The sequence below is a fragment of the Klebsiella sp. D-Nf1 genome, from assembly GCF_002810515.1.
GTDB classification, from domain to species: Bacteria; Pseudomonadota; Gammaproteobacteria; order Enterobacterales; family Enterobacteriaceae; genus Klebsiella; species Klebsiella variicola.
In genome coordinates this window covers 1,881,200-1,903,794 of record NZ_PIOK01000001.1, presented here as the reverse complement: position 1 = coordinate 1,903,794, position 22,595 = coordinate 1,881,200, and the positions used below count along the sequence as shown (strand labels likewise).

The 22,595-nt window shown below is 54.9% G+C and carries 23 protein-coding genes and 4 tRNA genes; 20 read left to right on the top strand and 7 right to left on the bottom strand.

The window, feature by feature from the left end:
* Positions 1 to 74: 74 nt before the first annotated feature.
* Positions 75 to 875, bottom strand: a complete 801-nt coding sequence (mtfA, locus tag CWM54_RS09375; RefSeq protein WP_162677286.1) for a DgsA anti-repressor MtfA — start codon at positions 873 to 875, stop codon at positions 75 to 77.
* A 90-nt stretch (positions 876 to 965) separates the two neighbouring features.
* Between mtfA and CWM54_RS09370 the strand changes: the two genes are divergently transcribed.
* A tRNA-Ser gene (locus CWM54_RS09370) sits at positions 966 to 1,055 on the top strand.
* Positions 1,056 to 1,327: 272 nt separating this feature from the next.
* Here CWM54_RS09370 and ompC read toward each other — a convergent pair.
* Entirely contained in the window at positions 1,328 to 2,473 is a 1,146-nt protein-coding gene (gene ompC / locus CWM54_RS09365) for a porin OmpC (RefSeq protein WP_100696813.1), read from the bottom strand.
* A gap of 538 nt (positions 2,474 to 3,011) precedes the next feature.
* Here ompC and drpB point away from each other — a divergent pair.
* The 4 genes from drpB to CWM54_RS09345 all read left to right on the top strand — a co-directional run bounded on the left by drpB (position 3,012) and on the right by CWM54_RS09345 (position 5,995).
* The gene (drpB, locus tag CWM54_RS09360) at positions 3,012 to 3,293 is read left to right on the top strand and encodes a cell division protein DrpB (RefSeq protein WP_100681239.1); all 282 of its coding nucleotides are present in this window, start codon (positions 3,012 to 3,014) and stop codon (positions 3,291 to 3,293) included.
* A 42-nt stretch (positions 3,294 to 3,335) separates the two neighbouring features.
* The gene (locus CWM54_RS09355; RefSeq protein WP_100696811.1) at positions 3,336 to 4,043 is read left to right on the top strand and encodes a phosphohydrolase; all 708 of its coding nucleotides are present in this window, start codon (positions 3,336 to 3,338) and stop codon (positions 4,041 to 4,043) included.
* Positions 4,044 to 4,119: 76 nt separating this feature from the next.
* Complete coding sequence (locus CWM54_RS09350) at positions 4,120 to 5,520, top strand: DNA cytosine methyltransferase (protein WP_162678268.1); 1,401 nt, start codon at positions 4,120 to 4,122, stop codon at positions 5,518 to 5,520.
* The gene (locus tag CWM54_RS09345) at positions 5,501 to 5,995 is read left to right on the top strand and encodes a very short patch repair endonuclease (protein WP_100681235.1); all 495 of its coding nucleotides are present in this window, start codon (positions 5,501 to 5,503) and stop codon (positions 5,993 to 5,995) included. Before CWM54_RS09350 ends, CWM54_RS09345 begins: the two co-directional genes overlap by 20 nt.
* Here CWM54_RS09345 and yedA read toward each other — a convergent pair.
* Positions 5,970 to 6,881, bottom strand: coding sequence for a drug/metabolite exporter YedA (gene yedA, locus CWM54_RS09340; protein ID WP_100681234.1), 912 nt, complete (start codon positions 6,879 to 6,881; stop codon positions 5,970 to 5,972). The two genes, CWM54_RS09345 and yedA, sit on opposite strands and share 26 nt — an antisense overlap.
* Before the next feature lie 182 nt (positions 6,882 to 7,063).
* Here yedA and CWM54_RS09335 point away from each other — a divergent pair, with 182 nt between their 5' ends.
* Both CWM54_RS09335 and dgcQ read left to right on the top strand, forming a co-directional pair.
* A complete protein-coding gene (locus CWM54_RS09335) occupies positions 7,064 to 7,975 on the top strand; it encodes a DUF808 domain-containing protein (RefSeq protein ID WP_061154035.1) in 912 nt (303 codons plus the stop codon).
* A gap of 115 nt (positions 7,976 to 8,090) precedes the next feature.
* The gene (gene dgcQ / locus CWM54_RS09330) at positions 8,091 to 9,770 is read left to right on the top strand and encodes a cellulose biosynthesis regulator diguanylate cyclase DgcQ (protein ID WP_100696941.1); all 1,680 of its coding nucleotides are present in this window, start codon (positions 8,091 to 8,093) and stop codon (positions 9,768 to 9,770) included.
* Positions 9,771 to 10,069: 299 nt separating this feature from the next.
* On the opposite strand, the gene CWM54_RS09325 is transcribed toward dgcQ, so the two are convergent.
* Positions 10,070 to 10,291, bottom strand: coding sequence for a YodD family protein (locus tag CWM54_RS09325; RefSeq protein WP_165784174.1), 222 nt, complete (start codon positions 10,289 to 10,291; stop codon positions 10,070 to 10,072).
* 133 nt (positions 10,292 to 10,424) lie between these two features.
* On the opposite strand from CWM54_RS09325, the gene dsrB reads away from it, so the two are divergent.
* Positions 10,425 to 10,616: a protein DsrB gene (gene dsrB, locus CWM54_RS09320; RefSeq protein WP_061154037.1), complete on the top strand. Its 192-nt coding sequence runs from the start codon at positions 10,425 to 10,427 to the stop codon at positions 10,614 to 10,616.
* A gap of 32 nt (positions 10,617 to 10,648) precedes the next feature.
* Here the strand turns inward: dsrB and rcsA are convergent, their stop codons facing one another.
* Complete coding sequence (gene rcsA, locus CWM54_RS09315) at positions 10,649 to 11,272, bottom strand: transcriptional regulator RcsA (RefSeq protein WP_061154038.1); 624 nt, start codon at positions 11,270 to 11,272, stop codon at positions 10,649 to 10,651.
* Between the two features lie 372 nt (positions 11,273 to 11,644).
* Between rcsA and yedD the strand changes: the two genes are divergently transcribed.
* Positions 11,645 to 12,079, top strand: a complete 435-nt coding sequence (gene yedD / locus CWM54_RS09310) for a lipoprotein YedD (RefSeq protein WP_165785905.1) — start codon at positions 11,645 to 11,647, stop codon at positions 12,077 to 12,079.
* A 45-nt stretch (positions 12,080 to 12,124) separates the two neighbouring features.
* Here yedD and amyA read toward each other — a convergent pair whose 3' ends face one another.
* A complete protein-coding gene (gene amyA, locus CWM54_RS09305) occupies positions 12,125 to 13,612 on the bottom strand; it encodes an alpha-amylase (protein WP_061154040.1) in 1,488 nt (495 codons plus the stop codon).
* A 200-nt stretch (positions 13,613 to 13,812) separates the two neighbouring features.
* Here amyA and tcyJ point away from each other — a divergent pair, with 200 nt between their 5' ends.
* The 5 genes from tcyJ to sdiA all read left to right on the top strand — a co-directional run bounded on the left by tcyJ (position 13,813) and on the right by sdiA (position 18,169).
* Positions 13,813 to 14,613 carry a cystine ABC transporter substrate-binding protein gene (tcyJ, locus tag CWM54_RS09300; RefSeq protein ID WP_061154041.1) on the top strand — a complete coding sequence of 267 codons (801 nt, stop codon included), beginning with the start codon at positions 13,813 to 13,815 and terminating at the stop codon, positions 14,611 to 14,613.
* A gap of 95 nt (positions 14,614 to 14,708) precedes the next feature.
* Positions 14,709 to 15,695: a D-cysteine desulfhydrase gene (dcyD, locus tag CWM54_RS09295; protein WP_100681230.1), complete on the top strand. Its 987-nt coding sequence runs from the start codon at positions 14,709 to 14,711 to the stop codon at positions 15,693 to 15,695.
* A gap of 15 nt (positions 15,696 to 15,710) precedes the next feature.
* Positions 15,711 to 16,379 (top strand): cystine ABC transporter permease, encoded by a 669-nt coding sequence (tcyL, locus tag CWM54_RS09290; RefSeq protein ID WP_008804215.1) that lies wholly within the window; start codon positions 15,711 to 15,713, stop codon positions 16,377 to 16,379.
* A complete protein-coding gene (gene tcyN, locus CWM54_RS09285) occupies positions 16,376 to 17,128 on the top strand; it encodes an L-cystine ABC transporter ATP-binding protein TcyN (protein ID WP_061154043.1) in 753 nt (250 codons plus the stop codon). Before tcyL ends, tcyN begins: the two co-directional genes overlap by 4 nt.
* Before the next feature lie 318 nt (positions 17,129 to 17,446).
* Positions 17,447 to 18,169 (top strand): transcriptional regulator SdiA, encoded by a 723-nt coding sequence (gene sdiA / locus CWM54_RS09280; RefSeq protein WP_100696807.1) that lies wholly within the window; start codon positions 17,447 to 17,449, stop codon positions 18,167 to 18,169.
* 67 nt (positions 18,170 to 18,236) lie between these two features.
* On the opposite strand, the gene CWM54_RS09275 is transcribed toward sdiA, so the two are convergent.
* The gene (locus tag CWM54_RS09275) at positions 18,237 to 18,461 is read right to left on the bottom strand and encodes a DUF2594 family protein (RefSeq protein ID WP_061154045.1); all 225 of its coding nucleotides are present in this window, start codon (positions 18,459 to 18,461) and stop codon (positions 18,237 to 18,239) included.
* Positions 18,462 to 18,922: 461 nt separating this feature from the next.
* On the opposite strand from CWM54_RS09275, the gene uvrY reads away from it, so the two are divergent.
* The 6 genes from uvrY (at position 18,923) to CWM54_RS09245 (ending at position 22,454) form a co-directional block, all read left to right on the top strand.
* The gene (uvrY, locus tag CWM54_RS09270; protein ID WP_002911539.1) at positions 18,923 to 19,579 is read left to right on the top strand and encodes a UvrY/SirA/GacA family response regulator transcription factor; all 657 of its coding nucleotides are present in this window, start codon (positions 18,923 to 18,925) and stop codon (positions 19,577 to 19,579) included.
* Positions 19,576 to 21,408, top strand: a complete 1,833-nt coding sequence (gene uvrC / locus CWM54_RS09265) for an excinuclease ABC subunit UvrC (protein ID WP_100696805.1) — start codon at positions 19,576 to 19,578, stop codon at positions 21,406 to 21,408. Before uvrY ends, uvrC begins: the two co-directional genes overlap by 4 nt.
* 57 nt (positions 21,409 to 21,465) lie before the next feature.
* Positions 21,466 to 22,014, top strand: coding sequence for a CDP-diacylglycerol--glycerol-3-phosphate 3-phosphatidyltransferase (pgsA, locus tag CWM54_RS09260; RefSeq protein WP_008804219.1), 549 nt, complete (start codon positions 21,466 to 21,468; stop codon positions 22,012 to 22,014).
* 150 nt (positions 22,015 to 22,164) lie between these two features.
* Positions 22,165 to 22,240, top strand: a tRNA-Gly gene (locus CWM54_RS09255).
* Positions 22,241 to 22,280: 40 nt separating this feature from the next.
* Positions 22,281 to 22,354 (top strand) — tRNA-Cys (locus CWM54_RS09250).
* 13 nt (positions 22,355 to 22,367) lie between these two features.
* Positions 22,368 to 22,454 (top strand) — tRNA-Leu (locus tag CWM54_RS09245).
* Positions 22,455 to 22,595: the final 141 nt, after the last annotated feature.

Genomic DNA, 22,595 nt, shown 5'->3' with positions numbered 1-22,595 from the left:
GGCCTCGTATTTTTGTGTCAACACTAAAATTAACCTGCTGATTCAAATGGCTAAATTTAGCTCAAGGCGTTGTTTTAGTGAACAATGCGCCGATCGTCTTCATCCTGCAGGCCATTCTCACGTATCCGCTTCAGCGGATCCTGCTGGTAAAAGTGGCAAAAACGCTGCCACAGGGCGGGGAAGCGGGGCGCGAACAACTCGGGTGCGCTGAAAAAATATTCCGAGAGGACGGCAAAGCACTCCGCAGGATCGGTGGCGGCATAGGCGTCAATGCTGGCAGCGCTTTCCCCCACCAGGTCTATCTCATCCTGAATATTGTTCATTGCCGCATGGAGATCGTGTTCCCAGCCGGCGACCTCGCGTAGCGGGATAAGCGGCACGCCGCTGGCCCGATCGCCATTCCTTGCATCCAGTTTATGCGCCACCTCGTGCACCACGAGGTTAAAGCCTGACGCATCAAAGGAGTCCTGAATATCCAGCCAGTTCAGCACCACAGGCCCCTGCTGCCAGCTTTGTCCTGATTGCACCACCCGCTGGTTGTGGACCAGACCAATATCATCCTCCCATTCATCATCCACGACGAACGGGGCAGGGTAGATCAGCACTTCATGGAAACCGTCCAGCCACTCTATTCCCAGCTCAAGCACCGGCAAACAAAAGAGCATGGCAATGCGTGCCTGATGCAGCGGGGTGAGCTCCAGCCCCTGGAGGGCCACCAGACGTTTTTGCTGTAAGAAACGGGCAGCCATCTGAGTCAGCTTGCGCTGCTCAGTGGGTGAAAGATGGGCTAACACCGGAATGGCAAGCGCTTGCTCCCAGGGCATCTCTGCATTGCCGGACTCATCATCTGCTTTCCAGGGCCATTTAAACATCATATCGCTCGCAAAGTCGTCACTTGAACACGATTACCGAAACGGGAGCTATTAAAATGCCAAAGATCCTGGCATTATAGCAACCACAACAGCGGAGAGATGCCGGAGCGGCTGAACGGACCGGTCTCGAAAACCGGAGTAGGGGCAACTCTACCGGGGGTTCAAATCCCCCTCTCTCCGCCACTTTTCTCTTAATGACCATTCCCCTTCAATCACACCGTTAGCTTCAGGTATAACGCCTGCGCTGGGGTATCGCCATCATCATCGTCCTGGTTTCAGCGTAGAGACGCGGTAGCACGTTATCCTTTTAGGACCTTATCGCCGCTTTTTGCCCGAACGAGCTTAAACGCATCATAAAGAGGGAAGGTACGCCTGGAAAGCGGCAATGTCGAAAAGAGTGATCTCAACGGAGCGGGAACATAAAAAAGCCCGCTGAACGCGGGCTTTGACGGGCATCAGAACTGGTAAACCAGACCGAGGGCGACGATATCATCGGTCGCGATACCGCTGTTTTTGTAGAAGCGGTCGTCTTCATCCAGCAGGTTGATTTTGTAATCCACATAGGTGGACATATTTTTGTTGAAGTAGTAAGTCATGCCCACGTCGACATACTTGACCAGATCCTTGTCGCCGTAGCGAGAATAGGTGTAGAGATCTTTCCCCTTCGACTGCAGATAGGCGACAGACGGACGCAGCGGTAAATTATAGTCGTCGAACTGGTACTGCGCGACCACTTCGAAGTTCTGCGTCTTATTGGCAATCCCACCAAAACTGTCGTTGCCATAGAAGGTCATGTTGCGGGTTTCTGCATACATGGCGGCCAGATAGATGTTGTTGGCGTCATATTTCGCGCCGACCGTCCAGGCATCGGCTTTATCGCCATTGGCATAGCGCTGGCTGCTGTGTGCCGCTGCCTGTTGGTTATGGGTCCGGTCCGAAGACGAATACGCTGCCCCTACACTGATCCCCATATCAAGATCGTAGTAGCTGGAGATACCGAAACCGTCGCCATTTTCCCGCGCCAGCTTACGTTTGCCGCCGTTATTAGTGCCTTCGCCAGAACCGGCGTTTTCATTATTACCCTGATACTGCAGGGCGAAATGCAGACCATCGACGAGGCCGAAGAAGTCGCTGTTACGGTAGGTTGCCACGCCGTTGGTACGGCCGGTCATGTAGACGTCGGTCTGGGTGTAGGTATCGCCGCCGAATTCCGGCAGCATATCGGTCCAGGATTCAATGTCGTACACCACGCCGTAGTTACGACCGTAATCCAGTGAGCCGTAGTCGGCAAACTTCAGACCAGCGAAGGCCAGACGGGTCCAGGAGTTTGCGCCTTCTTTTTCAGTGGTATTTGCCTGAATGTTGTATTCCCACTGACCGTAGCCGGTTAATTCTGAGGTAATCTGCGTTTCGCCTTTCAGGCCAAAGCGAACATAGGTCTGATCGCCGTCCTCTGAAGCGTCGTCAGAGAAGTAGTGCAGGCCGTCAACTTTCCCGTAAAGGTCCAGTTTGTTACCGTTGTTGTTATAGATTTCCGCGGCATTAACGGCATTGGCCATTAATAATGCCGGTACCATGAGTGCCAGTACTTTTCTTTTCATTATATATTCCCTTTTAATAATAATTTCTATGAATTATGACAATCCCTCCGGAATGACTATCAGATACTAACGACTAAGTTCATTTTTATTTAAAATGAAAAATGTAAATAAATAATGTAAAATATTTCAATTTATTTCTATTTGGTTCTTTATGTTTTTTATGAATGATTTTGGGTGTGGTATCATTTTGTTATATAGCAATAGGATATGATGTCATTTGATAGATTTTGTTAACTCAATGAAATGGATTGTATGAATTAACATCAAGACATTATTCATCACGAAAATTGATTTTCTACCGGCGAAAATAATCAAAAAATTATCAATACAACACCCGACCTTCCGCGCCGAAATAAACTTTGTCCATGGGGCGAATAATACATAAAGCACTCCAGCGCGCGCTCACCGGCAGCATAAGTCGCAGGTTGACGCAGAAGATGGGGATGAAACTGCTGCCTGCTGCGCAGGTTGACGGTATAATGTGACGCTTGTCACGTTTTGAGTGGCGGTAGTGTGTTGTGTCACGGAGAGGAATGAGATGGAAGAGCAGGCAAAACGCAGCCCCGGAGGGAAGCTCGCGTTATGGGCGTTGTATGCTTTTTGCGGATATTGTGTCTGGGTCATTGTGCGTTACTGGTGGGTGGTCGGAAAAATTCAGAGCGTTCCCGGCGCCAGCGTGGAGGGCGATTTTGGAACCACGACGGGTAAGTGGCTTGGTGCGCTGTTGGGTATGTTAGTGCTTGCGGGCATTGGCGCGATCCTCGGGGCGGTCGTCTGGTATACCCGGCCGTCTCGCGGCGAGCAGGATCATCAGCGGTAAAGTTGCTATGCTCGAGGCTGACCTTCACATAAAGGAAAGCCTATGGACCTGGTTGACTGGCAGCAACGATTTGAGCACTGGATACTGATGCATTACGCGCAGGATGATGCTGCACACGATCTGTCCCATTTTCGTCGCGTCTGGGCCACGGCTACCCAGTTGGCCGCCGGGGAGGAAGTCGACCGACTGGTGCTCCTCACGGCCAGCTATTTTCATGACATCGTCAGCTTGCCGAAGAATCATCCGGAGCGTAGCCGTTCCTCGATGATGGCCGCCGAGAAAACCCTCGCGATCCTGCAATCCTCTTTTGCCGATTTTCCCGTGGAGCGTTACGCGGCGGTCAGCCATGCCATCGAGGCGCACAGCTTCAGCGCGGCGATCCCCCCGCGCACGCTGGAGGCGAAAATCGTCCAGGACGCCGACCGTCTTGAGTCGCTGGGGGCGATTGGTCTGGCGCGCGTCTTCGCCGTCGCCGGCGCCCTGAATACCATCTTGTTTGATGCTGAAGATCCGTTTGCTGACCGGCGGGCGCTGGATGACCGCAGATATGCCCTTGACCATTTCCAGTGCAAACTCCTGCGCCTGCCGGAGACCATGCAGACGGCCAGGGGAAAAGAGATGGCGCAGCACAATGCCCGCTTCCTCGTCGAATTTATGGCCAAGCTCAGCGCCGAGCTGCAGGGGGAGCCGCGGGCGCTGGATGAAGCGGTTTTGCGCCGCTTTGCACCGCAGGCGTCAACCGACCAGTGATTTATGGTACTCTCTGCAAAAATCGTCCGCGCTGGTTGAGGATATGCCGCAAAAGTTAATTAAGGAAAACAGGTCGTTGCCGCTGGCAGAGCAGGCCGGGGAAGAGGCTCAGGCGCTGCTGCGTCAGCTGATGACGATCTATGATGTGAAAACGCTGGTCGCCGAACTGGTAAGCGTCGGCGAACAGCACTGGAGCGCGGCGATCCTCAAGCGCGTGGCGGCGCTCCCCCGCGCGGCGGGGCGTTTGCGTCCGCAGGAGGTCACCCATCTGGCGACGCTGCTGCCGGCGCCGCCAGCTCATCACCCGCATTATGCGTTCCGCTTTGTCGATCTGTTTGCCGGTATCGGCGGGATCCGCAACGGTTTTGAAGCCATTGGCGGGCAGTGCGTCTTTACCAGCGAGTGGAACAAGCACGCGGTGCGTACCTACAAGGCCAACTGGTACTGTGATCCGCAGCAGCATCGTTTTAATGAAGATATCCGCGATGTCACGCTCAGCCACCGCCCCGATGTCAGCGATGACGAAGCGGCGCAGCATATCCGCGAGACTATTCCTCAGCATGATGTCTTGCTGGCCGGCTTTCCCTGCCAGCCTTTTTCACTTGCCGGCGTCTCCAAAAAAAATGCCATGGGCCGCGCGCACGGCTTTGCCTGCGAAACCCAGGGGACACTGTTTTTTGATGTGGTGAGAATCATCGCCGCGCGTCAGCCGGCGATTTTTGTGCTGGAGAATGTCAAAAACCTCAAAAGCCACGATCAGGGGCGCACCTTCCGCATCATCATGCAGACGCTGGATGAGCTGGGGTATGAGGTGGCCGATGCCGGGCATACCGGGCCGGATGACCCTAAGGTCATCGACGGGCGCCATTTCTTACCACAGCACCGGGAGCGCATCGTGCTGGTGGGTTTCCGCCGCGACCTGCAGCTGCATGAAGGATTTACGCTGCGCGATATCGCTGCGCTCTATCCGGCGGTGCGGCCGACATTTGGCGAGCTGCTGGAGCCGACAGTGGATGCCAAATTTATCCTTACGCCGGTGCTGTGGAAATATCTCTATCGTTATGCCCGCAAGCATCAGGCGCGGGGTAATGGCTTTGGTTATGGCCTGGTAGACCCCGGTAATCCCCACAGCGTGGCTCGAACGCTGTCTGCCCGCTACTATAAAGACGGTGCCGAAATTCTCGTCGATCGCGGCTGGGACCGGCCGTTGGGCGAGCAGCATTTTGACGATCCGCAGAACCAACAGCGGCGGCCTCGCCGGTTGACACCGCGCGAATGCGCCCGGCTGATGGGCTTTGAATCGCCCCAGGGTTCGCGTTTCCGCATTCCGGTGTCGGATACCCAGGCCTATCGTCAGTTCGGCAACTCGGTGGTGGTTCCGGTCTTCGCCGCGGTGGCGAAGCTCCTGGCGCCGCGTATCGCCCAGGCGGTGGCGCGTCGCGAAGCGGATGATAACGATGGCGGATGTTCACGATAAAGCCACGCGCAGTAAAAATATGCGGGCTATCGCTACGCGCGATACGGCGATTGAAAAGCGGATAGCGGCGCTGCTGGCCGGGGCGGGATTCACCTTTGTCGCCCAGGATCGCGCGCTGCCGGGACGCCCCGATTTCGCCTTGCCCGACTACCGTTGCGTTATCTTTACTCACGGCTGTTTCTGGCATCACCATGACTGTTATCTGTTTAAGGTACCGGCCACACGGACGGCGTTCTGGCTGGATAAAATCGCCGGCAATGTGGCGCGCGATGCCCGCGACCGGCAACAGCTGGCTGAGCAGGGCTGGCGGATGCTTATCATCTGGGAATGCGCCCTGCGCGGCCGGCTGAAACTAAATGATGAGGCGCTCACCGAGCGTCTGGAAGAGTGGATCTGCGGCGCCGGGCACGACGCGCAGATCGATACGCAAGGGATCCGCGAGCTGGCGTTTACTTCGACGCCTTACAAGGAGTAGCCTCGCTGCGAGCGGGGAAGAGATATTTTCCCAGCGTCACCAGCACTACGGCGAAAATAATCACTGCCAGCGCCAACCATTCAATGAGCGACAGGCTTTCACCGCCAAACCCGGTGCCGAGCAAGACGGCCACCACCGGGTTAACGTAGGCATAGCTGGTGGCTACCGCCGGGGTGACGTTGCGGATCAAAAACATGTAGGCGTTGATGGCGATTAGCGAGCCAAAGATAGCCAGGTAGGCCAGGGCGGCGATCCCGGACCATGAGGGGACATGGGTTAACGTCTCACCGGTCAGCCATGACGCGACCAGCAGGACGATCCCGGCGGCGAGCATCTCGATAGCCCCTGCCATCATGCCGGTTGGCAGCTCAATCCGCGACCCGTAAACCGAACCGAACGCCCAGCTTAGCGAACCCACCAGGATCAGCAGTGCGCCCCACGGATTACCGTTTAAATTGCCACCGCTATTGAGCATCACGATACCCGCCAGGCCAATGGCAATGCCCAGCCATTCCAGTTTACGGGTGGCGATGCCGAAAAAGCGGCTGAAGCACAGGGTGAACAGCGGCACAGTGGCAACCATCACCGCCGCGATCCCTGACGGGACGTGCTGATGTTCGGCGAGGGTGACGAAGCCGTTGCCGACGGCAAGCAACAAAATCCCGATCAGCGCGGCGTTAAGCAACGGCCGGCGCGCTGGCAGCTTATGGCCGGTGGCCAGCAGCCAGCCCAGCAGTAGCACGCCGGCAGAGAGAAAGCGAATACCGGCCATCATCAGCGGCGGCCAGCTGGCGACGCCGACGGCGATGGCAAAATAGGTAGAGCCCCAAATGATATACAGCGCAAACAGCGCCCCGATAAGCGGTAACAGCTGACGGGTAGACATACTTCCTCACGACGGTGCAGAGATAGAAAGGGGACATATAGTAAACGTGAAAACTATCGTGCTGGCGAGCGCTTAATTTGCGCGAGTTTGTTAAATTTATATTGACTAATTGTACCTTGGGCACCGGCCGTTTTTTAACGCATACTCGAGGGAGACATTGATGAAAAGAGAAGGAAATTATTTTGGCAGGAAGTAGTCTTTTAACGTTACTCGATGATATCGCCACGCTACTGGATGATATTTCCGTGATGGGCAAGCTGGCGGCGAAAAAAACAGCCGGGGTATTGGGGGACGATCTGTCGCTCAATGCTCAGCAGGTGACCGGCGTGCGAGCGAATCGTGAACTGCCGGTCGTCTGGGGCGTGGCGAAAGGTTCGTTCGTTAATAAAGTGATCCTCGTGCCGCTGGCGCTATTGATCAGCGCTTTTATTCCCTGGGCGATTACGCCGTTGCTGATGCTGGGAGGCGCGTTCCTCTGTTTTGAAGGGGTGGAGAAGGTGCTTCACAGCCTGGAGGCGCGCAAGCACAAAGAGGATCCTGCGCAACGGCAGCAGCGTCTTCAGGCGCTGGCGGAGCGCGATCCGCTGGCCTTTGAGCGTGACAAAGTGAAAGGGGCGATTCGCACCGATTTTATTTTGTCCGCGGAAATTGTCGCCATCACCCTCGGCATTGTGGCGGAAGCGCCGCTGCTCAATCAGATCCTGATCCTCTCCGGGATCGCGATTCTGGTCACTATCGGGGTCTATGGTCTGGTGGGCGTGATCGTTAAGCTGGACGACATGGGCTACTGGCTGGCGGAGAAACGCGCTGCGCTGGCGCAATGGCTGGGCAAAGGATTGTTAGTGGTAGCCCCCTGGCTGATGAAAGTGCTCTCCATCGTTGGGACGCTGGCGATGTTCCTTGTCGGCGGCGGAATTGTGGTTCACGGCATTGCGCCACTGCATCATGCCATTGAGCACTGGAGCGCGGGGCTGGGCGGGATATTGGCTTCCCTGCTGCCGGTCATTGCCAACCTGGTGCTGGGTTTTATCATTGGCGCAGTGGTGTTGGCGGGCGTGAAAGTGGTGAGCAGCCTGCGCCGGTCGGTGAAGTAGTGTGGTTGCACACAGCGCGACGGCGCTGCGTCGTCTACGCTAAAAGCGCGCCCGGCATCGACAGAACCCGGGGCGCTGACGTCGTCAGGTTTGCGCTACGTACTGCGAGAGAATGATGGATAAGCCACTTCGGTTGAAGATGAAAAAGCTCCGCCACCTGACTCGCCCGGCGCATGTGGTTAACGTCTGTTTTATCGTGGTGCTTTTTTTCTCCACGTTACTGATCTGGCGTGAAATCAACGTCCTGGAAGAGGCCTACGTGGCCAACCAGCGTAATAATCTGGCTAATGTCGCCCATGAAATGGATGGACTGCTGCAGTTCAACATCGACCGGATGATGTTTTTTCGCCACGGTATGCAGTCTGCGCTTGAACAGCCGCTCGATATCGACGTATTGCGTAGTGCCAGCCAGCGCTATCTGAGCCAGCGTCACCAGGAGGCCTGGCGTGTGGCGCTGCCGAACCGTCGTACGCTGCCGGTGTTTGGCGTCTCGGGCAGCGTCGTCGGTAACAACCCTATGCTGCTGAAGGACGATCCGCTCGCGGCTGATGAACTGATGGCGACGCTGGAGCTGGGGTATCTGTTGAATCTGACGCAACATAACCGCGATTTCGCGGAGCGAATGCAGTATATCTCCCGCAGTGGTTTTTTCACCTCGACCCTGCCGCTGCGGGACGAGTCGCAGGTGATGACCCACTATTCGCAAGCCATCGGCGCCCTCTGGTTTACCCGACAGAGCCAGCGGAATAATCCGGGGCGGGGCGTTATCTGGCAAACCTTTCCTGACGACGATCCACAGATGGAAGAGCAAGTGGTCACCGCCTCGATACCGCTGGATTTCGCCGGCTACTGGCGCGGGGTGCTGGCGATGGACTTCTCGGTCAGTGAAATAAAAGCGTTTTTGGTCAGCGCCATGCAGGGGGGGCAGGAGGGGGAGTACCAGCTTTATGATAGCCATTTGAACCTGCTGGCCTCTTCCGCGCCGGGGAATGTCCTGACGCTTTTGTCCCCCCGTGAACAGGAGTTGCTCAGCCGCGCGTTTGTCCATGATAACCAGGGGGGACTGCGCTTGCTGACGCGCTATATCAGCTGGGCCAAACTGCGCAATTTTGACGGCGTGCTGCTGCGGATCCACACTCTGCGGGAAGGCGTGCGGGGCAATTTTGGCACCATCACCATCGCCCTGACCCTGATGTGGGTGCTCTTCACCTTAATGCTATTGCTCTCCTGGCTGGTGATCCGCCGCATGGTCCGCAATATGAGCGTCCTGCAAACCTCCCTCGAATGGCAGGCATGGCACGATGCCTTAACCCGTCTGCTCAATCGCGGGGCGCTGTTTGAACAGGCGATGGCGGTAGCCAGCGCCTGCCAGCGCAGTGGACGACCGTTGGCGGTGATCCAGCTCGATCTGGATCACTTCAAACGCATTAACGATCGCTATGGTCATCAGGCGGGCGACAGAGTGCTATCGACGGTGGCCAGTACCCTTGCCAGCACCGTTCGTGAGGGCGATTTGCTGGGCCGCGTGGGTGGGGAGGAGTTTTGTGTCGTGCTGCCGGATACCACGCTTCAGGAAGCGGCGGTGGTGGCAGAGCGGCTACGCCTGCGTATCCAGCTCCGGGAGGTCTTTTTGCATAACAATGTGACGCTGCGGGTCAGTGCGTCGCTGGGGGTCAGTGCCAGTGAAGAGCAGGGGGAGTATCAGTTTGAAGCCTTGCAGTCGGTAGCCGATCGTCGTCTCTATCAGGCAAAGCAGAATGGCCGCAATCAGGTCTGCTTTGACAGCGAAGCGTGAGCAAAACGTTTCGCCCGAATCAGCTAAAATGAGATTTTTCTTAAAGTGTTCGACAGGGATCGCGCTATCGAATGAAACCGGTTTGCGGCGAAGCCTTCTCGCATCAGCCCTGTAGCCATGTTCCTTGCAAAGCGCCAACATTCTCAATAATTTGCGGCATGAATATCTCTTGTCATGCAAAATAATTGAGGATAATGTTTTAACGCATCGGATTTCCCGGTGTAACGAATTTTCAAGTGCTTCTTGCATTAGCAAGTTTGATCCCGACTCCTGCGAGTCGGGATTTTTTTCGTCCACCGTTAGCGGTTGACTTCACTGGCGCTGAAATCGTGAATATCGAGCTCGAAGGCCTCCGCCAGTTCGCGCCAGGTATGGGCTCCTCGACCATCAATACTGGCACGATGCGGGTCATCCAGTGTGCGATGGACCTCGCTTTCGCTAATCTCATTAATCGCTGCCAGCAGAGCATCAACATTGATATCAACGTCGTTCCCGGCCTGGCCTGTCAATCGATTCTTCATCATTACCCCCTCGCTGAGCGTCGCTCAAGCCTCTTTAAGTATAGTCAGTCTAAAAAAACAACAGTCATGGGCCGCAACGCTGCGAGTTGCGTTGTTTTGTTCTACACTGGCTGAAAAATAGAGGAGATTGAATATGCAGGTGAACGATCGTGTCACGGTGAAGACCGACGGTGGCCCACGTCGATCGGGGGTAGTGCTGGCAATTGAGTCGTTTAGTGAAGGGACGATGTATCTGGTTTCGCTGGAAGACTATCCTTTAGGGATCTGGTTTTTCAATGAAGTGGGGCACCCGGATGGGATCTTCGTCGAAAAAGAAACCTCATAAAACGGGACTGGCGGAACCACCGCCAGTTTGTTTCAGCGCAGGTTCACCTGAATACCTGAAGTGACGTTTTCGGTAAGCCGAACGATATGGTAAATCACCTGTTTATTGTGCGTCTGTATTTTCTTTTTAATATTGCCTTTATGTGACGATACCGTCTTCGCTTTGATGTTCATTTGCGTTGAAATTTGCGACGTGCCATGCCCGGCCATCCACATTTGCAGCATATTGGATTCAGTCTTACTCAGCGATAAAGTCGGTAAATTTAATTGCCCCAGACTGCTGTTTTTGTATTTAAGATAATTAACCAGAATAACATCAAGGTCTTTTGGCGTTATCGATTTAGAACTGATCAGCAGGTTTTTCCGTACCCGCAAATAGCGGTCAAAATGAATGTTTGCCAGCGACATAAAGATAACAAACAGCGTCGCCGGGTTTTGCGTAATGATCTGGCGAATAATGCCATTACTTTCATCATCATGCACGAAGCAGTCTTCATTAAGAAACACCACTGCCGGACAGCACGAGGCGCAATGTTTTTGCAGATCTGCCGCGCAATGGACCTCAACGATTTCCTGTTTTTTAATTCCCCGACTGGTCAGATAACCCGTTAAGCCTAACCGGGTATAGCTGCACAAATCCATAATCATCGTTGACATGACCCATCCTCAATCAACACGTAACGATATTCACTTCACACTCACTTTGTGAAGCAGTCCTTGCGAGCGGTATATAGTAGGTTTAAGAAAGAACCCATTAGTTCCATTAAACTATTCCGCATCTATGCATATAATTTGCCAGGAAAACTCTTAAAGTAAAGTCGAGAACCGGTAGTGTGAGCGGATTAAAAACAAAAAGTGCCCACAGATGCTATGGTTAGGCCCCAAACAATATTTTATTTTCGGAATTTCCTTATTTCAAATGAAGGTCGGATTGCCGGCTTCTGTCTTGCCCGGTTTTTCCGCCTGGGGCGGGGGTGGAAGGCTTAACGCTTTAATGCCACAATACTTTTTTATCGGCTTGTGGGATGAATGATGAAACAGTTAGTTTTTGCTGGCATGGTGTTGGCGCTGGCCGGATGTGTGCAGGTTGATCATTACGATGACGTCGTTAAAGCGCCGGCGCCGGCTGGCCTTGAGGGCTACTGGCAATCGAAAGGGCCGCAGAGTGAAATGATGAGCCCTGACGCGATCGCCAGCCTGATCGTCACCAAAGAAGGGGATACCTTCGACTGCCGCCAGTGGCAGCGCGTGATCGCGCAGCCGGGTAAACTGATGAACCGCGATAACCAGATCTACAATGTTACGGCTTCCCTGGATATCTATCCGATCGAGCGTGAGGGTAATACCCTCTCCTACGACCGTATGACGTTGACCCGTGTTGAACGCCTCACCCCCGAGTGCGAAAAGGCGTGGGCCAAAGTGCGTACGACAGGGACCGTCAGCGCGCCGGTCTCCGCGCGCTGAGGTTCCGGCGGGCCCGTTCGGCCCGCCAGGTACATCGCCCGCTGACTACAGCACGGCTTCCATCACCCACACGCTCACGCTGCCCCCGTTGCAGGTAAAGGTCGCGCTACCGTCGTCGTCGGTTTCGACAATCTCTTCCCGGTTGCCGAGAAAATCCCGCCAGCGTTTATTGCCATAGTTCTCGCCCAGCGTCAGGGTCTTTTCTCCTTCATCACCATTGGACATCACTACCACGCAGCCGGGATCCTCGTCGGTGCCGCTACGGCTGAAGGCAATACAGTTGGGGTGATCGAACCACAGCGTTTGCACGCCGTGAGCAAAGCGCTGACGGGCGTCGATCAGTTCATGCAGTTGTTCGATAACGGGCATCTCAATGGCGTAGGTTTGTCCATCGCCGCCGGTATCTTCATAGGATGCGCCGAAAAGATCGGCATAAAAGACCGACGGCACGCCATTTTCACGCAGCAGGATCAGCGCATAGGCAAGGGGCTTGAACCAGGGTTCAACCGGCGCCTCAAGGGCCTGCAGCGGCTGCGTATCATGGTTTGTCACCAGCGTCACAGCGTGAAAAGGGTCGGCTTCCACCAGCGTGCCGCTGAAGATCTGACTCATGTCATAGTCGCGTCCCTGGCGTGAGGCTTCATGAAATTTCATCTGCAGCGGGGCATCGAACAGCATCGTCTTGCCCTCGACCAGGTCGATATACTGCTGGAGCTTTTCCACCTCATGGGACCAGTACTCCGCGACAATAAACAGCGGCTGCGGCGCCACCTCCTGGACGTGCTCGATCCACACTTTGTAAAACCAGGCGGGGATATGCTTCACGGCATCAAGACGAAAACCATCGCAGCCGGTCTGCTCCATGACCCAGCGCGCCCAGTATTTGATCTCCTCGGTAACGGCGTGATTACGAAAATCAATGTTGGCACCCATCAGGTAGTCGAAGTTGCCAAGCTCATCGTCGACCTGCTCGTTCCAGCCTTCGCCGGTGTAATCGTTGACGATTTTAAACACGCCATCTTCCGTCGGGTTCTCAATGTGGTCGATGCCGCTAAAGCATTTATAGTCCCAGACAAATTGCGAATACTGCCCGGCTCGCACCGGAAAGGTATAGCGAGTCCATGCCTCGCATTCAATGATCTCCTCGGCAATCTGGGTGCGATCCTGCTCATCGACGCGCTGCACCTGTAGGGTTTCTTTTTCATCGGCGCCCATTTTGTGGTTCACCACCACATCCAGCAGCACGGCGATATCATGCTCTTTCAGAGCCTTCATCGCCGCCAGCAGCTGCGCTTTATCGCCATATTTGGTGGCGACTGATCCCTTTTGATCAAACTCACCGAGGTCGAAGAGATCGTAGGTGTCATAGCCGACGGAATAACCGCCCGAGGCGCCTTTATAGGCGGGCGGCAACCAGACCATATTGATGCCGATTTCATTCAGACTGGGGGCCAGCGCTTCGACTTCACGCCACAATTCGCCGCCGGCGGGGTAGTACCAGTGAAAACATTGCAACAAAGTGGGGTTTTTCATCTTCCATGCTCCAGACGTCAACAGGCTGACCTTTGCAGTATGGGAGATATCCCGCAAAACGGGTGAGGAAAGCCCTGATTTTCGCTATACCCTAACAGGGATCATATATAATAAATTGGCATAAGATGTAGCGTAACGATGTTGGTGTGAGGCTGTTAAGCGCCTTACACTACAGGAAAATCCTAACCTTCGGGGTATCTATGAAATTAGCACTTCTGGGTCGTCAGGCGCTGATGGGCGCGATGGCCGTTGTTTTGATGGCTGGCGTTAGCGTGAAAACTTTTGCAGCGGAAAACCTGCTCAATCAGGTTAAAGAGCGCGGTACCCTGCGTGTGGGCCTCGAAGGCACCTATCCTCCTTTTAGCTTCCAGGGTGATGACGGCAAGCTGACCGGATTTGAAGTGGAGTTTGCCAACGAGCTGGCGAAACATCTTGGTGTGAAAGCCGATCTCAAACCGACCAAATGGGACGGTATGCTGGCTTCGCTGGACTCCAAACGCATCGACGTGGTGATTAACCAGGTCACTATCTCCGATGAGCGTAAGAAGAAATACGATTTCTCAACCCCGTACACCATCTCTGGCGTGCAGGCGCTGGTGAAGAAAGGTAACGAAGGCGCGATTAAAACCGCGGCGGATCTGAAAGGCAAGAAAGTCGGCGTCGGACTGGGCACTAACTATGAAGAGTGGCTGCGTCAGAACGTCCAGGGCGTTGATGTCCGCACCTATGATGATGACCCGACGAAATACCAGGATCTGCGCGTAGGCCGTATTGACGCCATTCTGGTTGACCGTCTGGCCGCGCTGGATCTGGTGAAGAAAACCAACAATACGCTGGCGGTAACCGGTGATGCGTTCTCCCGTCAGGAGGCTGGCGTGGCGCTGCGCAAAGGCAACGACGATCTGCTGAAAGCGGTAGACGCCGCGATTGCGGATATGCAGAAAGATGGCTCCCTGAAGGCGTTGTCAGAGAAATGGTTTGGCGCTGACGTGACGAAATAACGGTCAGTGGTGAAAAAAGGCGCTCCTGGAAGCGCCTTTTTTTATTTAGCGCGTAACTGTGTGCATAATGAAGCATAACTGAGTCAGGAGGGGCCATGTCACTGCAAAATTTAACCCGCTTTCCGCGTCTGGAATTAATTGGCGCACCGACGCCGCTGGAGTATCTGCCGCGTTTGTCCGATCACCTTGGGCGCGAGATTTTTATCAAACGCGATGATACAACGCCGCTGGCAATGGGGGGCAACAAACTGCGCAAGCTGGAGTTTCTCGCCGCCGATGCGCTGCGTGAAGGGGCGGATACCTTAATTACCGCCGGCGCGATCCAGTCCAACCATGTGCGTCAGACGGCGGCGGTCGCCGCGAAACTGGGGCTGCACTGCGTGGCGCTACTGGAAAACCCCATCGGCACTCGGGCGGAGAACTATCTGAGCAATGGCAACCGCCTGCTGCTGGATCTGTTTAACACCCAGGTTGAGATGTGCGATGCCCTTTCCAATCCTGCCGCTCAGCTCGACGAGCTGGCGACCCGCATCGAGGCGCAGGGATATCGCCCCTACGTCATCCCGGTCGGCGGATCCAATGCGCTCGGGGCGTTAGGCTATGTGGAAAGCGCGCTGGAAATTGCCCAGCAGTGCGAAGGCGCGGTGGAGATCTCATCGGTGGTGGTGGCTTCCGGCAGCGCCGGTACGCATGCCGGGCTGGCTGTGGGGCTCGAACAGTTGATGCCGCAGGCGGAACTGATTGGGGTGACGGTATCGCGCTCTGTTGCTGACCAGCTGCCAAAAGTGGTGGCGCTGCAGCAGGCCGTGGCCAGCAGCCTCGAGCTGCAGGCGAAAGCCGACATCACCCTGTGGGATGATTACTTTGCCCCAGGCTACGGTACGCCGAACGAGGAAGGCATGGCCGCCGTGAAGCTACTGGCGGAGCTGGAAGGTATTTTGCTCGATCCGGTCTATACCGGCAAAGCGATGGCCGGGCTTATCGACGGCATTACGCAGAAGCGTTTTAAGGATGAAGGACCGATTTTGTTCGTCCATACCGGCGGGGCGCCGGCGCTGTTTGCCTATCATCCTCACCTCTAATACAGAAACGACAGCATGCAAGAAAGTATCCAACTGGTCATCGATTCCGCTCCTTTTCTGCTCAAAGGGGCCGTCTTTACGCTGCAGCTGAGCATTGGCGGGATGTTTTTCGGCCTGGTGCTGGGCTTTATCCTGGCGCTGATGCGCATGTCGCCCCTCTGGCCGGTAAAATGGCTGGCGCGCATGTATATCTCCATTTTTCGCGGCACGCCGCTTATCGCCCAGCTGTTTATGATCTACTACGGCTTGCCGCAGTTTGGCATCGAGCTTGACCCGATTCCGGCGGCGATGATCGGCCTGTCGCTCAATACGGCGGCCTACGCGGCGGAAACCCTGCGCGCGGCCATCGCTTCGATCGACAAAGGGCAATGGGAAGCGGCGGCCAGTATCGGCATGACGCCGTGGCAGACAATGCGCCGGGCCATCTTACCCCAGGCGGCGCGGGTCGCTTTGCCGCCGCTGTCCAACAGTTTTATCAGCCTGGTAAAAGATACCTCGCTGGCGGCGACGATCCAGGTGCCGGAGCTGTTCCGTCAGGCGCAGCTTATCACTTCCCGAACCCTGGAGGTCTTCACCATGTATCTGGCGGCCTCTCTGATTTACTGGGTGATGGCGACCGTCCTCTCCTCGCTGCAGAACTATTTTGAAAACCAGCTGAACCGCCAGGAGCGTGATCCGAAATGAGTGCGATAGAAGTGAAAAGCCTGGTGAAGAAATTCCATGGCCAGACGGTGCTCCACGGTATCGACCTGGAGGTACAGAAAGGGGAAGTGGTGGCGATCATCGGCCCCAGCGGCTCGGGTAAAACCACGCTGTTGCGCAGCATCAACCTGCTGGAGCAACCGGAGAGCGGCACCATCCGCGTTGGCGATGTGACCATCGACGCCGGCCGCAGCATGGGGTCACAGAAAGGACTCATCCGCCGACTACGCCAGCATGTTGGCTTTGTCTTCCAGAACTTTAATCTGTTTCCCCACCGTACGGTGCTGGAGAATATTATTGAGGGGCCGGTCATCGTAAAAGGTGAAGATAAGCAGGAGTCGATTGTGCGGGCGCGCGATCTGCTGGCGAAAGTGGGTCTCAGCGGTAAAGAGAATAGCTATCCGCGTCGCCTCTCCGGCGGTCAACAACAGCGGGTGGCTATTGCTCGCGCGCTGGCCATGCGTCCGGACGTGATCCTGTTTGATGAACCGACCTCAGCCCTCGATCCTGAGCTGGTGGGGGAGGTGCTCAACACCATCCGGCAGCTGGCGCAGGAGAAACGCACCATGGTTATTGTGACCCATGAGATGAGTTTCGCCCGCGACGTTGCCGATCGGGCCATCTTTATGGATCAAGGGCGCATTGTCGAGCAGGGAGAGGCGAAAGCGTTGTTCGCCTCCCCGCAGCAGCCGCGCACTCGCCAGTTCCTCGAAAAATTTCTGATGCAGTAAACCATGTGCTGGCGCGGCGGCTTTCCCGGGGGAGGGCCGCCGCGTTCAGCCTGTCTTCCCTGCGGCGCGCCACGCTCGTCGTCACCTCTTTGTGCGATCTCTCCCTGTGGCCGTATACACCGCTTCCCATCCCCCTTTGTAGGGTGTAGAAAATGACAAGAACGTGGGCACGAGGTTCTGCGCTGAGAACGGGAAAAAGGCAAGCCTTCAGACTAATAAATGCGACGGCGACAATATTTTATACATATAAATAAGATTTATGTGTTAGTTTTCTGTATTTATAATAATGATTATCAATCAGGAGTTATTTGCACAGCTATGAGGGACAATGATTTTTTCAGCTGGCGGCGGGATATGCTGCATCAATTTCAGTCCGTGGCTGCTGGTGAGGAGGTTTATAATCTCCTGCAACGAGAAACCGAAGCGCTGGAATATGATTACTACACGCTTTGTGTACGCCACCCGGTGCCTTTCACTCGCCCCCGCGTCACCTTCCAGTCGACCTATCCCCGCGCATGGATGTCGCACTACCAGGCCGAGAACTATTTCGCGATAGATCCGGTATTACGCCCGGAGAATTTTATGCGTGGTCATCTGCCATGGGAGGATGGGCTGTTTCGCGATGCGGTGGCATTATGGGACGGCGCCCGCGATCATGGTCTGAAAAAAGGGGTGACCCAGTGCCTGACCTTGCCCAACCATGCGCAGGGTTTTCTCTCCGTCTCCGCGAATAACCGTTTGCCGGACGCTTATCCTGAAGATGAACTGGAGATGCGCCTGCGCATGCTGACAGAGCTAAGCTTGTTGACGCTCCTGCGTCTGGAAGATGAGATGGTGATGCCGCCGGAAATGAAGTTCAGCCGCCGTGAACTGGAAATTCTGAAATGGACCGCGGAAGGGAAGACCTCGGCGGAGGTGGCGATGATTCTTTCTATTTCGGAAAATACGGTGAATTTCCACCAGAAGAATATGCAACGGAAATTCAATGCGCCGAACAAAACGCAGATAGCCTGTTATGCGGTGGCGACAGGGTTAATCTGAGAGCGCCTGTCGTTCTGCGTGCCAGACGTGACACCGGCTGTCAGGGATACTTTCAGCCGGCACAGGATTACTGACGGTAAGCTTGTTTAATTTGCTTAACGGTGCTGGAGAATACGGCGGCCTGAGCCTCATCTTCCATCTGCGCGATCTGCTTTTCCATTTTAATAATCACGCGACCCGCATCCGCCTGGCCCATCGCCTGCAGCATCAGCGTTATCAGCGCTTTCATGCAGGAGACTTCCTGCGCCAGTTCTTGATTATTTTCTGCAGTGGAAAAATCTGGTGTGCTCATCGATATCCTCGTTTACTCGCTGCGCTAATGCGCCTTACCCAATGTGAAGGCCGCGCAGTATACCACAAGCGACGGAAAAAAAAGGAGTGCTTAATTTCTGTTCTCTCATCTGAGCTGTGAATGATTCCGTGCTTCGGATAATACGTAATAGCCGCCAGACTGCCATTAATTTATTCCATTTATTTAGCACGTTAATATTTGTTACATATTTTGCCTCCTATTTATGCGCTACGTAATCTGTTGTGTTTTTTGTGCTTTCTGTATGAGGATTGTTAAAAAATAAGACCATGGCAACTGACTGTTCTCAATGACTTTCCACTGTGTGTGCACAGACATTGCCATAAATGAGAGTCAAATCGAGGCGAGGGCATTTTTTTGCCTTTTAAATTAGCAATAAAACCCGGTAATATGTGGGAGATAAAGTATCAGTAGCGTTATCCCTCATTCTGGAGATTATTCCTTTGATCAACGTTCTTCTTGTTGATGACCACGAACTGGTGCGCGCAGGGATACGACGCATTCTGGAAGATATAAAAGGGATTAAAGTCGCTGGCGAAGCCTGTTGCGGCGAGGACGCCGTGAAGTGGTGCCGGGCTAATTCCGCAGATGTCGTCCTGATGGACATGAACATGCCCGGGATCGGTGGTCTTGAAGCCACGCGCAAAATCGCGCGCTCCGTGGCGGGCACGAAAGTGATCATGCTCACCGTGCATACCGAGAACCCTCTACCTGCCAAGGTCATGCAGGCGGGGGCGGCGGGCTATCTCAGTAAGGGGGCAGCGCCGCAGGAAGTGGTGAATGCGATCCGTTGCGTGGCGTCCGGACAACGTTACATTGCCTCCGATATTGCTCAGCAAATGGCGCTAAGTCAGATTGAACCGGAAAAAACGGAATCGCCGTTTGCCAGTTTGTCTGAACGCGAATTGCAGATTATGCTGATGATCACCAAAGGTCAGAAGGTGAATGAGATCTCAGAGCAGCTCAATCTGAGTCCCAAAACGGTTAACAGCTATCGTTACCGAATGTTCAGCAAATTAAACATTCATGGCGATGTGGAGCTGACCCACCTGGCAATTCGCCATGGCCTGTGTAATGCGGAGTCGTTAGCAAGCCAGTGAGTGATGTTTTTGACGCAAAAGCTTTCCTGAAAACGGTGACTAGCCAGCCCGGTGTGTATCGGATGTATGATGCTGGCGGGACCGTCATCTATGTTGGCAAAGCCAAAGATCTGAAAAAGCGGCTCAGCAGCTATTTTCGCAGCAATCTCGCGTCGCGTAAAACCGAAGCGCTGGTGGCGCTGATTGCGCAGATTGACGTGACCGTCACCCACACCGAGACGGAAGCGCTGCTGCTGGAGCACAACTATATCAAGCTGTACCAGCCGCGTTACAACGTGCTGTTGCGCGATGATAAGTCTTATCCTTTTATTTTCCTCAGCGGTGATACTCATCCACGTCTGGCGATGCATCGCGGCGCCAAACATGCGAAAGGCGAGTACTTTGGTCCTTTCCCCAACGGCTATGCCGTGCGGGAGACCCTGGCGCTGCTGCAGAAAATCTTTCCTGTTCGCCAGTGCGAAAATAGCGTCTATCGCAACCGCTCGCGTCCCTGCCTGCAGTATCAGATTGGCCGCTGTCTGGGGCCGTGCGTGGCGGGGCTGGTCAGCGAAGAAGAGTATGCTCAGCAGGTTGAATATGTACGGCTGTTCCTTGCCGGCAAGGACGATCAGGTCCTGACCCAGCTCATCGCCAGAATGGAGAAAGCGAGCCAAAGTCTGGAGTTTGAAGAGGCCGCGCGCATTCGCGACCAGATTCAGGCCGTGCGCCGGGTGACGGAGAAACAGTTTGTTTCTAACACCGGCGACGATCTTGACGTTATCGGCGTCGCCTTTGAGGCCGGAATGGCCTGCGTCCATGTGCTGTTTATCCGCCAGGGCAAAGTGCTGGGCAGCCGGAGCTACTTCCCGAAAGTCCCGGGCGGCACTGAGCTGGGAGAGGTCGTGGAGACGTTTGTCGGTCAGTTCTACCTGCAGGGTAGCCAGATGCGCACCCTGCCGGGCGAGATTTTGCTCGACTTCAACCTCGGCGATAAGACGCTGCTGGCCGATTCGCTGTCGGAACTGGCGGGGCGCAGAATCAATGTGCAGACTAAACCGCGCGGCGACCGGGCGCGTTACCTTAAGCTGGCGCGCACCAATGCCGCGACGGCGTTAACCACCAAGTTGTCTCAGCAGTCGACCATTCATCAGCGTCTGCAGGCGCTGGCCACCGTGCTGGAGCTGCCGGCCGTGAAGCGGATGGAGTGCTTTGATATCAGCCACACTATGGGCGAGCAGACCGTGGCGTCCTGCGTGGTGTTTGACAGCAATGGCCCACTGCGTGCGGAGTACCGGCGCTACAATATCACCGGCATCACCCCAGGGGATGACTATGCGGCGATGAATCAGGTCCTGCGTCGACGCTATGGTAAAGTGATTGATGACAACAAAATTCCGGATGTGATCCTGATAGACGGCGGAAAGGGGCAGCTGGCACAGGCGAAAGCGGTGTTTGCCGAACTGGACGTTCCCTGGGATAAACATCATCCGCTGCTGCTGGGCGTGGCGAAAGGCAGCGATCGTAAAGCCGGCCTGGAAACGTTATTCTTTGAACCGGAAGGTGAGGGGTTTAGCCTGCCGCCGGATTCGCCCGCCCTGCACGTAATCCAGCACATCCGCGATGAATCGCACGATCATGCGATTTCCGGACATCGTAAAAAACGGGCGAAAGTGAAGAGCACCAGCTCGCTTGAGACTATCGAGGGAGTGGGGCCGAAGCGTCGCCAGATGCTGCTGAAGTATATGGGAGGGCTGCAGGGGCTGCAGCAGGCCAGCGTCGAGGAAATTGCCAAAGTACCGGGCATCTCTCACGGTCTGGCAGAAAAGATCTTCTACTCGTTGAAACATTAGGGGCTCTGTAGCAACATAGGGCTAATTTTTACTTACAACAGATAGTTACCCGTCACTATGCAATTTAATATCCCTACGTTGCTTACTCTGTTTCGCGTCATCCTGATCCCGTTCTTTGTGCTGGCGTTTTATCTCCCCTTTAGCTGGGCGCCGTTTGCCTGCGCGCTGATTTTCTTTGTCGCCGCCGTGACCGACTGGTTTGATGGTTTTCTGGCCCGTCGCTGGAATCAGAGCACCCGGTTTGGCGCCTTCCTGGATCCGGTGGCGGATAAAGTCATGGTGGCTATCGCCATGGTGCTGGTTGCCGAGCACTATCACACCTGGTGGGTCACGCTGCCGGCGGCGACCATGATTGCCCGTGAAATTATTATTTCGGCACTGCGCGAATGGATGGCTGAGCTGGGGAAACGCAGCAGCGTGGCGGTCTCGTGGATTGGCAAAGTCAAAACGACCGCACAGATGGCCGCCCTGGTATGGATGCTGTGGCGTCCTTATCCGTGGGTTGAGTGGGCCGGGATCGCGCTTTTCCTCGTAGCTGCGGTGCTGACGCTGTGGTCGATGCTGCAGTATCTGAACGCAGCGCGCGGCGATTTGCTTGATCAGTGATCGTTTCGCCGTTATTTTCAGCAAACGATGCAAAGTTGCGAAAAATACCGTTGACTCACCGCGAGAGATAAGTAGAATGCAACGCATCGAACGGCAGCACAGTCTTCCAGACGATAACAAAATCAAGTAATTAGCAAATAACTTGATAATGCGGGAATAGCTCAGTTGGTAGAGCACGACCTTGCCAAGGTCGGGGTCGCGAGTTCGAGTCTCGTTTCCCGCTCCAGATTATCAGCATCGGCAGTTGCGGGTGCTTCAGTATTAAAGGCGCGTTAGCAAAGCGGTTATGTAGCGGATTGCAAATCCGTCTAGTCCGGTTCGACTCCGGAACGCGCCTCCACTTTATATCCCGAGCCCGGATGGTGGAATCGGTAGACACAAGGGATTTAAAATCCCTCGGCGTTCGCGCTGTGTGGGTTCAAGTCCCACTCCGGGTACCATTGGGATAAAAGCAGAATAATCAAAGCAATAAGCAGTGTCGTGAAACCACCTACGGGTGGTTTTTTGTTTCTGTCCCTCCCTTTTCCTGACATCCTTGTAAGATAACCTTCTTCTACCCTTCAGATTAGGCCGTTCAGTCA

What these genes read in the sequence shown, in the direction of transcription:
- CWM54_RS09325 (WP_165784174.1), bottom strand. Translation starts at nt 10,291, where the DNA reads ATGAAGAATCGATTGACAGGCCAGGCCGGGAACGACGTTGATATCAAT.
- ompC (WP_100696813.1), bottom strand. Translation starts at nt 2,473, where the DNA reads ATGAAAAGAAAAGTACTGGCACTCATGGTACCGGCATTATTAATGGCC.
- yedA (WP_100681234.1), bottom strand. Translation starts at nt 6,881, where the DNA reads ATGTCTACCCGTCAGCTGTTACCGCTTATCGGGGCGCTGTTTGCGCTG.
- tcyL (WP_008804215.1), top strand. Translation starts at nt 15,711, where the DNA reads ATGCAAGAAAGTATCCAACTGGTCATCGATTCCGCTCCTTTTCTGCTC.
- yedD (WP_165785905.1), top strand. Translation starts at nt 11,645, where the DNA reads ATGATGAAACAGTTAGTTTTTGCTGGCATGGTGTTGGCGCTGGCCGGA.
- dcyD (WP_100681230.1), top strand. Translation starts at nt 14,709, where the DNA reads ATGTCACTGCAAAATTTAACCCGCTTTCCGCGTCTGGAATTAATTGGC.
- mtfA (WP_162677286.1), bottom strand. Translation starts at nt 875, where the DNA reads ATGATGTTTAAATGGCCCTGGAAAGCAGATGATGAGTCCGGCAATGCA.
- dsrB (WP_061154037.1), top strand. Translation starts at nt 10,425, where the DNA reads ATGCAGGTGAACGATCGTGTCACGGTGAAGACCGACGGTGGCCCACGT.
- rcsA (WP_061154038.1), bottom strand. Translation starts at nt 11,272, where the DNA reads ATGTCAACGATGATTATGGATTTGTGCAGCTATACCCGGTTAGGCTTA.
- pgsA (WP_008804219.1), top strand. Translation starts at nt 21,466, where the DNA reads ATGCAATTTAATATCCCTACGTTGCTTACTCTGTTTCGCGTCATCCTG.
- CWM54_RS09275 (WP_061154045.1), bottom strand. Translation starts at nt 18,461, where the DNA reads ATGAGCACACCAGATTTTTCCACTGCAGAAAATAATCAAGAACTGGCG.
- drpB (WP_100681239.1), top strand. Translation starts at nt 3,012, where the DNA reads ATGGAAGAGCAGGCAAAACGCAGCCCCGGAGGGAAGCTCGCGTTATGG.
- CWM54_RS09355 (WP_100696811.1), top strand. Translation starts at nt 3,336, where the DNA reads ATGGACCTGGTTGACTGGCAGCAACGATTTGAGCACTGGATACTGATG.
- CWM54_RS09345 (WP_100681235.1), top strand. Translation starts at nt 5,501, where the DNA reads ATGGCGGATGTTCACGATAAAGCCACGCGCAGTAAAAATATGCGGGCT.
- amyA (WP_061154040.1), bottom strand. Translation starts at nt 13,612, where the DNA reads ATGAAAAACCCCACTTTGTTGCAATGTTTTCACTGGTACTACCCCGCC.
- tcyN (WP_061154043.1), top strand. Translation starts at nt 16,376, where the DNA reads ATGAGTGCGATAGAAGTGAAAAGCCTGGTGAAGAAATTCCATGGCCAG.
- sdiA (WP_100696807.1), top strand. Translation starts at nt 17,447, where the DNA reads ATGAGGGACAATGATTTTTTCAGCTGGCGGCGGGATATGCTGCATCAA.
- tcyJ (WP_061154041.1), top strand. Translation starts at nt 13,813, where the DNA reads ATGAAATTAGCACTTCTGGGTCGTCAGGCGCTGATGGGCGCGATGGCC.
- dgcQ (WP_100696941.1), top strand. Translation starts at nt 8,091, where the DNA reads ATGGATAAGCCACTTCGGTTGAAGATGAAAAAGCTCCGCCACCTGACT.